We start from the raw sequence: 11,874 nt of genomic DNA on the forward strand, positions 1-11,874 counted from the left end.
CCCGCTCACCGGCCGCCGGTGCCGTACAGGTCCACCGGAAGGTGGGGGAGGCTGCGCAGCAGCCAGTTGTCCTCGAAGTGGATCTCCTCGCGGGGGACCGCCAGCCGCATCTTCGGGAACCGGTTCAGCAGCGCGGGCACCGCGATGCCGGTCTCCAGGCGGGCCAGGGCCGCGCCCATGCAGTTGTGCAGACCGTGCCCGAGGGCCAGGTGCCGCGGACCCTGACGCGTGATGTCCAGACTGCGCGGGTTGAGGTACTGCTCCGGGTCGTGGTTGGCCGACTGGAGGCCGGCCACCACCGGAGTACCGGCGGGGATGGCGACCCCGCCCAGCTCCAGGTCCTCCTTCGCGAGGCGGAACAGGCCGACGCAGAACGCGCCGTCGTAGCGGAGGAACTCCTCCACCGCACCCGGGGTCAGCTCCGGCTTCTCGACGAGCAGCCGCTGCTGGTCCGGGTGATCCAGGAGACCGAGCACCGCCGAGCCGATCAGGTTCCGGGTGGTGTCGATGCCCGCCATGATCATCAGGGCGACCATCGAGACCAGCTCGTCCTCGGTGAGCCGGTCCTCGCCGTCCCGCGCCTGGATGAACACCGAGGTGAGGTCCTCACCCGGGTTCTTGCGCTTCTCGACGATGAGCTCCCGCCCGTACGTGACGATCTCCTCGAACGCCGCGTCCACCTCGGCCGCGTTGTTCGGGTTCTCCGGGTCGGCGTGGAAGGCCCGCTCGATCGCGTGGAGCATGTCACGGAACCGGTCCAGCGGGAAGCCGAGGATCTCGCCCGTCACGTCCGCGGGGATCTTCCCCGCGAAGTCCATGACGTCCGGGTTCTCGGACTTCGCCAGCTCGTCCAGGGCCTCGTTGACGATGCGGTCCACGGGCTCCTTCCACAGCGCGGCGCGCCGCGGCGTGAACGCGCCCATCGCGAGCTTGCGCACGCGGGTGTGGTCCGGCGGGTCGAGGACGGTGAGGATGCGCCCGATGAGGGTGTCACCCCCGAATATCATCCCCGACTTCTTGAACTCCTCGCTGCCCCAGAGAGCACCGTCATTGCTGAACCGCTGGTCGCTCATGAGCGACTTGACGTCCTCGTACCGGGAGAGGAACACCATCGGGACATCCCCGACGGGAAAACGGAACGAATGGACCGGAGAATTCACGCGCAGCCAGTCGTACACGGAGTACGGGTCCTGGTAGTAAGCGGAATCGAAGAGTGCCGGCGCCTCTTGGGCGGTAGTCATGCCTGATCTCCTGGATAGGACCCGTCAGATGTAGTCGGTGCGCGGTTCGAGGCCCAGCAGCACGCGGCCGTGGACCTCCAGGGAGCTGACCGGGGTCAGCAGGCCGTGCAGCGAGAGCGCGACGATGTCGCGGTACGCGCGCTGGAAGTGGTTGCTGCGCAGGATCGTGGAGGCCGAGCTGATGTTGAACAGGGTCTCCACGGCCTCCTTGGTGCTCTGCACCACGTAGCCGACCTGCCCGCGGATCTCGGCCTTCTCCTCGACGGTGAGCTTCTCGCCGAGGTCCTCGCGGCCCTGGATGACCGACAGCCACTCCTTGGACAGCGCGTCCGCGGCGGCGATCTTGTTCGCCGCGACGGCCAGCTGCACCTGGGTGTAGGGGTGCTGCGCCTGGTCGGTCCACTCGGTGTAGGTGACCGGCTTGCCGTGCACCTTCTCCTTGAACAGCTCCAGGGCGGCCTTGGCCAGACCGATGTACACCGGGGCGCAGGTCGCCAGGATGTAGCTGGTCAGGTTGTAGTTGCGGCCGTTGAGGTCGGCGTTCCAGCGGTCCCGGGTGGAGGCGTCGTACACGGAGACGTCGACCACGCGGTGGTGCGGGACGAAGACGTCCTTCGCCGTGGAGGTGGCGCTGCCGGTACCGGCCGCACCGAAGACGTCCCAGTCGTCGCCGACCGTCACGTCCTCGCGGGGCACGATCGCGAACAGCTCCTCGTGCGTGCCGTCCTCCCGCTCCACGATGGCCGCGTGCACGTTCCACTGCGAGCCGCCGACGCCGGTGTTGAACCGCCAGCTGCCGTTGAGGATGTAGCCGCCGTCCGTCGGCGTGAGGGTGCCCGACGGGGTGAAGCCGCCGGAGATCCGCACGGAACCGTTGGCGAAGATCTCCTCCTGCGCCTTGTCCGGGTACAGCGTGGCGATCCACGCGGTGGACACCCAGACCATCGAGACCCAGCCGGAGGAGCCGCAGCCGCGGGCGATCTCTGCCAGGACCTCCGCCTGGTCGGCCACCGGCAGGTCGAGCCCGCCGAAACGCTCCGGAACGGCGATCCGGAACACCCCGGCCTTTTCGAGAAGCTCGATGTTTTCGTCCGTGAGGCGGCGGTTCCCCTCGATTTCGGCACCCCTGCTGCGCAGGACGGGAATCGCCTCCCGAACGGCCTCGAGAACGGTAGCGGTGGCGTTGCCAGACGTGCCCATATTCCCTCCGGGGAATCATCAATATTGATTAATCTGTTCTGCCCTGTCGGCGTGCGACGTGGGTAACCATAGCTATTCGGGTCTCATTTGCATTCCACTCGGCAGTAACCCCCCGACCACCGCCGAAACCCCCTCCGCCCCCACAAACGGATCACCCACCCCTGACCGGTTTCCACCCCCCACCCAGCACCACGGACAACGTCGCGACCAACCACCCACGTACGCGGCGCCGCGAGGCCCCCTGTCCAGGGGCGCGGGGAACTGCGCGAGCAACCAGGGACGGCCCGCACGTACGCGGCGCCGTGAGCTCCCCTGTCCAGGGGCGCGGGGAACTGCGCGAGCAACCAGGGACGGCCCGCACGTACGCGGCGCCGTGAGGTCCCCTGCTCAGGGGCGCGGGGAACTGCGCGAGCAACCACCCACGACCGGCACGCACTCGGCCACGTGAAGGCCCCGCCCAAGGTCGCGAGCAACCACCCACGACCGGCACCCTCTCCGATCAGCCGACCCCCACCTCCTCCGCGACCCGCCCCTCCACCTCGGCCCGCCGCAGCCGCAGTCGCACCCCCAGACGACGGCGCCACCGCCCCCGCCCCCCATGGATCACCGCGATCAAAAGCGCCACCACGGCCAAGCCCCCCAACGCCCCCCGGAACGCCCCCAACCAGGCTCCGGCCCCCACCCCGGGGGCCTCCGCCCCGGCCGGACCCAGCAGCCCGAAGAACACGAGCGCCGTCAGCACGATGCCCAGCACGCTCGCCGCCTCCTGGGCCGTCCCCAGCACCCCTGCCGCGGATCCGGCCCGCCGCTGCCCGACCCCCGCCAACGCACCCGCCGTCAGCGGGGCCATCAGCAGCCCCATCCCCGCACCCGTCACCGCGAGCCCCCCGACCAGACCCAGCGGCACCCCGCCCGTCCCGGCCCCGACGGCCGACCAGGCGGTCACGACCAGCCCCGCCGCGAGCACCCCCGCGCCCAGCACCGGCAACCGGTCCCCGAAGCGGCCCGTCAGCCGCCCGGTACAGCCGGAAGCCGCCAGGAAGGCCGCGTTGAGCGCGGTGCACACGGCCCCCGCCGCCATCGCCGACATCCCGCGGCCCTCCTGCAGGAACACCGACAGCGTGAACGTCAGCCCCGCGGAGACCCCGAACAGCAGCGCCACCGAGATCAGGCCCCGCGTGAACCGCCGGTCCCGGAACAGCCCCGGATCCACCAGCGGCTCGTGCCCCGCCGCCATCCGCTGCCGCTGCTGCGCCCGGAAGGCCAGGCCCAGCGGCAGCGCGGCCGCCAGGCTCGCCCAGGCCCACAGCGGCCACCCGTACTCGCACCCCACCACCAGCGGGAAGACCAGCGCGAACAGTCCCGCCGCGGACAAGGCCGTCCCCCACGGGTCCAGCCGGTTCCCGGCCGTGCCCCGCGGCACCCGCTCCCCCTCCGGCAGCAGCCGGGTCAGGGCCAGCGCCGCCAGCCCCAGCGGCACGTTCACCAGGAAGCAGGTCCGCCACCCCAGCCCGGCCGGGTCCGCCGCCAGCAGCAGACCGCCCACGGCCTGCCCACCCGTCCCGGCGACCCCCACGGCCGCCCCGTACCAGGCGAAGGCCCGGGCCCGGTCCGGACCCTTGTACAGCAGCCCCAGCAGCGCCAGCACCTGGGGCCCCATCAGAGCCGCCGCCACGCCCTGGGCCACCCGGGCCCCGATCAGCACTCCGACCCCGGGCGCCGCCCCGCACACCGCGGAGGCCACCGTGAACAAGGCCAGCCCGGCCACGAACACCCGCCGCGGCCCCAGCAGATCGCCCAGCCGGCCCGCGGTGATCAGCCCCACCGCGTACGCCAACCCGTATCCCACGAGCACGAACTGCACCGCGCTCTGCCCCGCCCCGAGGTCCTGTCGGGTCGCGGGCGCCACCGCGTTCACGATGAAGAAGTCCAGGGTGGTCATGAACACGGCCGCCAGCAGCACCGGCAGCGCCAGCCACCGGCCGCGCGGGGGCGGCGGCGCCGGTACGGGGGAGGGGAGGCGTACGAGTGTCGACATGCGGTCCTCCTGACCGAGGGGTACGCGGACCCGGGGCCGCCCGGGCCCGACAAAGGCACAGGGGCGACCCCGAGCGGACTCGGGATCACCCCTGTTGGCGGTGCGGTGGTGCTGTGCTGGTACTCAGTGGTGCGGGTACTCAGTGGTGCGGGTTGTGCAGGTGGTTCACGTGGTTCAGGTGAGTCACGCCGTTCACGCCGTTCACGCCGTTCACGTGATCCAGGTGGTTCAGGTCGTACGAGGGACCGTCAGTGCCCGACCGGCACCTGGGCCTTCGCCGGAGCCTCGACCGGAGCGGCCGCGCCACCCTCCGCGACCACCGGCTGCGCCGGCTTGCGGACCAGCAGCAGACCCAGGGCGACCACCAGACCGACCAGGGCGTAGATGGCCGTGGTCAGGAAGCCGGCGGAGAAGCCGTCCGTCAGGGCCTGGGCGCTGGTGCCGTCGGTGAAGGCGAAGGCCACCGAGGAGGAGATGGCGATACCGAGCGCGGCACCGATCTGGAAGACCGCGTTGTTGATGCCGGAGACCAGGCCCGACTCCTCCGGCTTGGCGCCGGTCAGCGAGGCGACGGCCGCCGCCACGTTCGTGGAGCCGATACCGGAGCCGAAGATCACCAGACCGAAGAACAGGTCGGTCCAGTAGCCACCGTTCGGGTCGATCTGCGTCAGCAGCAGCAGACCGCCGGAGAGCAGCGCCATGCCGACCACCGCGATCGGCTTGTAGCCGACCTTCGCCACCAGTCGGGCGCTGACGTTCGCGCCGATGATGGACATCGCGGCGTAGATCGCCGTGCTCAGACCGAACTTGACGGCGCTGTAGCCGAGGACCTGCTGGGCGTACAGCGAGGTGATGAGCGCACCGCCGTACACCGACATCGCGACGATGATCATCAGGATGTTGCCGCCGACCACCGTGGCGGAGCGGAAGATCCGCAGCGGGACCAGCGGGGCCTTCGAACGGTTCTCGATGACGGTGAAGAGCACCAGCAGCACCGCGGAGGCGATCAGCAGACCGATGGTGCGGCCGCTGCCCCAGCCCACGATCGGGGCCTCGGAGACGGCGTACACCAGCAGGGCGATCGCGGCGGTGATGGAGATGGCACCGGCCGGGTCGAAGTTCTTGCGGCCCGGGCGGACCGGGGTCTCCTTCAGCAGGCGCGGCCCGAAGACCAGCACCGCGGCGACCACCGGCACGTTGATGTAGAAGATCCACTCCCAGCCCAGGCCGTCCGTGATCGGACCACCGATGAGCAGCGCGGCGGTGGCACCGAAGGCACCGACACCGGTCCAGATGCCCAGGGCCTTGTTGCGCTCCGGGCCCTCCTCGAAGGAGTGCATCAGCACGGCCATCGCGGTCGGGGTCATCACCGCGGCGGCGACGCCCTGGAGGACACGGGCGACGATCAGCACCTCGTCCGTCCACGCCAGACCGCAGAGCACGGAGGCGATGCCGAACACGGCGGTGCCGATCAGGAACATCCGGCGCCCGCCGAGGAGGTCGGCGGTCCGGCCGCCGAACATCAGCAGACCGCCGAAGCTCAGCAGGTACGCGCTCATCACCCAGGCGACGCCGCCCGCGGAGAACTCCAGCTCGGTCTCGATCGCCGGCAGGGCCAGCATCACGATCTGCGAGTCGACGATCACCATGAAGAACGCGGCGACGAGAAGGATGAGCGCCTTCCACCGGTGGGGGTCGGGGCCGCTCTGCGGACCGGTCGCCAGGTCCTGCGACCCGGCGGCGCCGCCGTGGTCAGTGCGAGTGTGACGGGGTTCGCGAGACATGGGGCCTCGATTCCTCGATTCCTGGGTCCGGGGACCGACCTCCGATCTGACGGATCAGAGGAGTCCCTGCCTACTGCTGGAGGACTCGTCCTGAAGGAGAGTCACGAAGGGCTTCCGGGGAGTCCCCGGCCTCCGAAGGCCGTGTCCTCCGACCGCTGCGTTCCTTACAACGGGCTTACGGCGGCCTTACGGAGAACACCTTGGCCGCCCGTTCTCTCGGTCCCCTCACGGCCCGCTCTCGGCCGACCCCCCTCCCGCTCACGGAGCCCCCGATTACCCCACGCGGCCAACCGCCCGCCCACCGACCGCACTTCCCCCCGACGGTTCCCGCACCCCGCTCCCACCAGGGGTTTGAGTTAAGGTGCGCCCCATGCGTTTCGGGGTGCTGGGTCCACTGGAGGTGTGGACCGACGACGGACGGCCCGTCCTCGTCGGGGAGCCCAAAGTCCGGGCGCTCCTCGCCGACCTCCTCGTCCACACCGGCCGCCCCCTCTCCCGGGACCGCCTCCTCGACGACCTGTGGGGCGAGGACCTGCCCGCCCGCCCGGCCGCCGCCCTCCAGAACAAGGTCTGGCAACTCCGCCGCACCCTGGAGGAGGCCGAGCCCGGCGGCCGCGCCCTGGTGGTCTCCCGCGCCCCCGGCTACCTCATCGCCCCCGCCCCCGAGGCCCTGGACGCCGCCCGCTTCGAGGGCCTCACCGCCCGCGCCCGCACCGCCGCCGGCCCCGCGGCCCGCGCCGCCCTCCTCACCGACGCCCTCGCCCTCTGGCGCGGCCCCGCCTACGGCGAGTTCACCGAGGCCGAGTTCACCCTGCGCGCCGTCCGCCAGCTGGAGGAACAGCGCGTCTCCGCCCTGGAGGAGCAGGCCGAGGCCCGCCTCCAACTCGGCGCCCACCGCCCCCTCGCCGACGAACTCACCGCCCTCACCGCCGCGCACCCGCTCCGCGAACGGTTGCACGCCGTCCACCTGCGCGCCCTGTACCTCTCGGGTCGCCAGAGCGAGGCCCTCACCGCCTACGACCGCCTGCGCGGCCGCCTCCGCGACGAACTCGGCCTCGACCCCGGCCCCGAACTCACCGCCCTGCACCGCGCGATCCTCCGCCAGGACCCCGCCCTCACCCCGCCGGCCGTCCCCTCGACCCCCGCCACCCCCGGCCCACCTCCCCCCACCCGCCCGGGCCCGCCCGCCACCCCGACGGGGACCACCCCCACCCCGACCCCCGGTGCCCCCTGGGTCACCTTCTCCCCGGGCACCACGCCCCCACCCCCCACCCGCCCGAAAGGCCCCACGCCCGAGCCCACCCCGACAGCCACCCGCACCCCGACCCCGGGCGCCCCCTGGCTCACGTTCGCCGCGGGCATCCCCCACCCCTCGACCCCGCCCGCACCCGCCACCGCGACCCCGCCCGCACCCGCCACCGCGACCCGACCCGCACCCGCCACCGCGACCCCCGGTACCCAACCGTCGGCCGCACCCGCGGCGTCCACCCCTGCGGCCCCGGGTGCGCAGCCGCAGGGAGCGCCCCCGGCATTCGCGGCCGAGGCCCTGTACTCGGAATCCACGGGGTCCACGGGCACCCCCGGGGCGCCGACCGCCGACGTACCGCCGCCGTCCACGACCTCCGATCCCGCGCTCCCGGCCCCCCACCCGTCGAACGTCCCCACGGGACCGATCACCCCGCCCCTGATCACCCCGCCCCCGAGCCCCCAGCCGCCCGCCGCGCCACCCACACCTGTCACGGGCGTCCCGACCGGGCTGCCCTCGCTCGCCGTGCCCACGGCACCGGTCCCTGGCGCGGTACCGCCTGCCGCGCCCGCCGCTCCGTCGCCGAACGCGCACCCGTCGGATCCGCCCACCGCCCCGCCCGCCACGACGAAGTCCGCCACGGCCCCGGCGCCCGTGGCCGCACCCGTGGTTCCCGCCTCCGCCCTGGGCTCCGCCGCCGCGGCCCACGCGGCGACGCCCGGCACCATCCCGGCGCCGCCCACCCCGACCACCGGTATTCCCGCACCCGCACCCGCCGCCGGTACGCCCACGTCCGTACGCCTCACAGGCGCGCCCGGCACAGCGGAACCCGTGCCCGCACCCATATCGGCGGACGCCCACGACACCGCTGACCCAGGCTCAGCCCACCCCACCGTCCCCGTCCCCGCCGACGTTCTCGCCGTCCCCGGACCCCAGGGACCGGCCACCCCCACCCCACCGACCCCGCAGGCCGGCCCGTACGCACCCCTCGGCGATGCCTGGCCTCCGGTCGCCCCGCCCCCGCCGGCGTCGGGCCCGTGGCCGGCGGCGGCCCCCGCCGCCTGGGACCCCACCGGACAGATCCCCCAGGCCGGCCCCTACGCCCCCCTCGGCTGGACCGCGCCCGGCGCCTTCCCCGCCCCCCAGGACGGCCATGCCCCGTACGGAGGCCACGCCCCCCAATCCCCCCATGGCTCCCACGGCGTCGCCGTCCCGTACGCCCTCCCCGCCGGCTACCCGGCACCCGCCCCGGCCCGCCCCCGTACGAACCTCCCCGTCGCCCCGACGGAACTCGTCGGCCGCACCGTCGAGGTGGCCACCCTCCGCGCCCTGCTCACCGGCGGCCACCCCGAACCCACCCACCACGCCCCTCACCTGACGGCCCCATCCCCGGCGCCCTTCCCGGCGCTCTCCCCGTCCCCCGGCCCCCGTCTCGTGACGCTCACCGGCCCCGGCGGCGTCGGCAAGACCCGCCTCGCCCTGGAAGCGGCCGGCCAGGTCCAGGAGCAGTTCCCCGACGGGGTCTGGCTCGTCGAACTCTCCGGCCTCGACCGCACCACCCTCCCCGCCGCCACCGCCACACTCACCGCCACCGCCCCGCACCTCGCCGCGGTCTCCCACCTGGTCGCCGCCGCCCTCGGCATGCGGGACGACACCGCCGCCGACCACCCCGCCCCCACCACGCCCACCACGGCGGCCCCACCCACCGATCACCTCCCACACCCCCCGCATCCCCCACACCCCCTGGACCGTCTCGCCGCGGCCCTCGCCGGCCGCCGAAGCCTGCTCCTCCTCGACAACTGCGAACACGTGGTCGACTCGGTGGCCGCCCTCGCCGGCATCCTCCTCGCCCGCGCCCCCCACCTCCGCATCCTGGCCACCAGTCAGGAACCCCTCGGCATCGCCGGCGAGGCCCTGCACCCCGTACCCCCGCTCGCGCTGCCGCCCGCCACGGACACCGACCCCGAGACCGTCCGCCGCTCCGCCGCCGTCCGCCTCTTCCTCGCGCGGGCCCGCGCCACCCACCCCGCCTTCACCCTGGACGCCGACAACGCCCCCACCGTCGCCGCCCTCTGCCGCCGCCTCGACGGACTGCCCCTCGCCCTCGAACTCGCCGCGACCCGCGTCCGCACCCTCGGCCTCCGCGAACTCGCCGCCCGGCTCGACGACCGCTTCCGCGTCCTCGCCGCCGGCCACCGCGACGCCCCCGCCCGCCAACGCACCCTCCGAGCCGTCATCGACTGGAGCTGGGACCTCCTCACCGAAGAGGAACGCGCCGTCCTGCGCCGCCTCGCCGTGCACGCCGAGGGCTGCACCCTGGAAGCAGCCGAAGCCGTCTGCGCGGGCGAGGGCGTCACCGCGCCCGAGGTCCTCGACCTCCTCACCCGCCTCGTGGACCGCTCCCTCGTCGCCGTCACCGAAACGCCCGCGGGCGTGCGCTACCGCCTCCTCGAATCCGTCGCCGCCTACTGCCTCGAACGCCTCGACGAAGCCGCCGAGGGCCCCGCCACCCGCCTGCGCCACGCCGAGCACTACCTCGCCCTCGCCGAGACCGCCGCCCCCCACCTCCGCGGCCGCACCCAGCGCACCTGGCTCGAACGCCTCGACACCGAGGCCGCCAACCTCCGCGCCGCCCTGGAGACCACCGTCCGCACCGGCGCCGCCGACGAGGCCCTCCGCCTGGTCATCGCCCTCTCCTGGTACTGGTTCCTCCGCGGCCGCCTCGGCGAAGCCCTCCGCTCCTTCGACAGCGCCCTCACCGTCCCCGTGGACGGCACCCGCGCCTGCGGCACCCACCGCGCCGACGCCACCGTCCGCCGTGCCGCCTTCGCCCTGCACTCCGGCGCCGCCGAAGGCCCCGCCGCCGTCGACCGGGCCCTCCTCGCCCTCGACGACATCGCCGACCCCTGCTACCGGGCCCACGCCCTCTGGCTCCTCGCCCTCACCCTGTACGGATCGGGCGACCTGGCCGCCAACCAGGTCCGGGTCGCCGCCGCCCTCACCGCCTTCGAGGAACTCGACGACACCTGGGGCCGCGCCGCCGCCCTCTCCCTCCGCGCCGGGCACGCCTTCATCCGCGGCGACTTCCCCGCCGCCGCCCGCGACGCGACCGTCAGCCTCGACCTGTTCCGCGAGCTCGGCGACCGCTGGGGCCGGCTCCGCGCGACCGACACCCTCGCCTCCCTCGCCGAGATCGAGGAGGACTACGAGCGGGCCGCCCGCCTCCACCGCGAGGGCCTGCACCGCGCAGAGGAACTCGGCCTGTGGACGGACGCCTCCTACAAGTGGTCGGGCCTGGGCCGGATCGCCCTCCTCACCGGGGACTACGCCGCGGCCCGCGAGTACCACGAGAACGGCCGCAGGCTCGCCGCCGAGCAGTCCCACAAGCGCGGCGAACAGTTCGCCGAGACCGGCCTCGCCCTCGTCGCCCGCCGCGAGGGCCGCCTCGACGACGCCGAAGCCCACCTCGACAAGTGGTTGGACTGGCTCCGCACCGTCTACGGGGACCTCGGCACCGCCCTCGTCATGGCCGAGCTCGGCTTCATCGCCGAGCACCGCGGCGACGCCGTCACCGCCCGCGCCCGCCACCTCGCGGGCTACGCGGCCGCCCGCGAGACCGGTGACCCGCGGGCCCTCGCCCTCGCCCTGGAGGGCCTGGCCGGCGCCCACGTCCTCACCGGCCGCCACGACCGCGCCGCCCGCCTCTTGGGCGCCGCCGCCGAGGCCCGCGCCTCCGTCGGCCGTCCCTTGGCCAAGGCCGAGGGCGCCGACGTGGCCCGCATCTCCGGCGCCGCCCGCCGCGCCCTGGGGGAGACCCGCTACGCCGCCGAGTTCGCCACCGGCCGCGGCACCGCCCCCGACACCCTCGTCGGCCCCGAAGAACCCGCCGACCACCCCGCCTGACCCGGAACCCGAGCCCGGACCCCGACCCACCCGACCACCGGAGCGCCGGTGGGGCCGGTCCACCCGTCCGGCCCCACCGGCACTCCGCTCCGCACCCTTTCGGACCCACCCGGATCCTCCGGCGACCAGCCCCGGAACTCCGCCCGCTCACCGCCCACCCACCGGCCGTTCCACCGGACCCCGCTCACAGAGCCGTCCGGCCCCACCGGCGGTCCGTGATTACCGCCGGATGAACGATAGGCGGAATGCACCCGGATACGTTCTGGGCGTGTCTGGCCCGAATATGGCGGCATGAGGTGCGGGCTTGCATCAGACAACCCCATCAGACAACCCGAAAAAAGACCGTCATCCAAGTTGAGGAGAGCCTTCGTGCGCAAGGTGCTCATCGCCAACCGTGGCGAAATCGCTGTCCGTGTTGCCCGGGCCTGCCGGGACGCGGGGATCGCGAGCGTTGCCGTTTAC

General features: G+C 73.7%; 6 protein-coding genes and 1 pseudogene. 3 read left to right on the forward strand and 4 right to left on the reverse strand.

What is annotated here, in order from left to right; translation table 11 throughout:
* Positions 1-5: 5 nt before the first annotated feature.
* The 4 genes from ABTZ17_RS16915 to ABTZ17_RS16930 all read right to left on the reverse strand — a co-directional run bounded on the left by ABTZ17_RS16915 (position 6) and on the right by ABTZ17_RS16930 (position 6,263).
* On the reverse strand, positions 6-1,241 hold the full coding sequence (locus ABTZ17_RS16915) for a cytochrome P450 family protein (protein ID WP_352196399.1): 1,236 nt from the start codon (positions 1,239-1,241) through the stop codon (positions 6-8).
* Positions 1,242-1,265: 24 nt separating this feature from the next.
* Positions 1,266-2,441: an acyl-CoA dehydrogenase family protein gene (locus ABTZ17_RS16920; RefSeq protein WP_352196400.1), complete on the reverse strand. Its 1,176-nt coding sequence runs from the start codon at positions 2,439-2,441 to the stop codon at positions 1,266-1,268.
* 499 nt (positions 2,442-2,940) lie between these two features.
* Positions 2,941-4,479: an MFS transporter gene (locus ABTZ17_RS16925; RefSeq protein ID WP_352196401.1), complete on the reverse strand. Its 1,539-nt coding sequence runs from the start codon at positions 4,477-4,479 to the stop codon at positions 2,941-2,943.
* A gap of 248 nt (positions 4,480-4,727) precedes the next feature.
* Positions 4,728-6,263: an MFS transporter gene (locus tag ABTZ17_RS16930; RefSeq protein WP_352196402.1), complete on the reverse strand. Its 1,536-nt coding sequence runs from the start codon at positions 6,261-6,263 to the stop codon at positions 4,728-4,730.
* Between the two features lie 370 nt (positions 6,264-6,633).
* Between ABTZ17_RS16930 and ABTZ17_RS36920 the strand changes: the two are divergent.
* From ABTZ17_RS36920 to ABTZ17_RS16940, 3 genes and pseudogenes are all read left to right on the forward strand, one after another.
* Positions 6,634-7,389 (forward strand): annotated as a pseudogene (locus ABTZ17_RS36920) (AfsR/SARP family transcriptional regulator); the annotation flags it as partial.
* 1,761 nt (positions 7,390-9,150) lie between these two features.
* The gene (locus ABTZ17_RS36925; protein ID WP_502994709.1) at positions 9,151-11,412 is read left to right on the forward strand and encodes an ATP-binding protein; all 2,262 of its coding nucleotides are present in this window, start codon (positions 9,151-9,153) and stop codon (positions 11,410-11,412) included.
* Positions 11,413-11,781: 369 nt separating this feature from the next.
* Positions 11,782-11,874, forward strand: a 93-nt coding sequence (locus tag ABTZ17_RS16940) for a biotin carboxylase N-terminal domain-containing protein (protein ID WP_280842533.1), incomplete at its 3' end; no start/stop codon positions are given.

Source organism: Streptomyces sp. NPDC097619 (genome assembly GCF_040302735.1).
In the GTDB taxonomy this organism is placed as follows: domain Bacteria; phylum Actinomycetota; class Actinomycetes; order Streptomycetales; family Streptomycetaceae; genus Streptomyces.

What these genes read in the sequence shown, in the direction of transcription:
- ABTZ17_RS16915 (WP_352196399.1), bottom strand. Translation starts at nt 1,241, where the DNA reads ATGACTACCGCCCAAGAGGCGCCGGCACTCTTCGATTCCGCTTACTAC.
- ABTZ17_RS16920 (WP_352196400.1), bottom strand. Translation starts at nt 2,441, where the DNA reads ATGGGCACGTCTGGCAACGCCACCGCTACCGTTCTCGAGGCCGTTCGG.
- ABTZ17_RS16925 (WP_352196401.1), bottom strand. Translation starts at nt 4,479, where the DNA reads ATGTCGACACTCGTACGCCTCCCCTCCCCCGTACCGGCGCCGCCGCCC.
- ABTZ17_RS16930 (WP_352196402.1), bottom strand. Translation starts at nt 6,263, where the DNA reads ATGTCTCGCGAACCCCGTCACACTCGCACTGACCACGGCGGCGCCGCC.
- ABTZ17_RS36925 (WP_502994709.1), top strand. Translation starts at nt 9,151, where the DNA reads ATGCGGGACGACACCGCCGCCGACCACCCCGCCCCCACCACGCCCACC.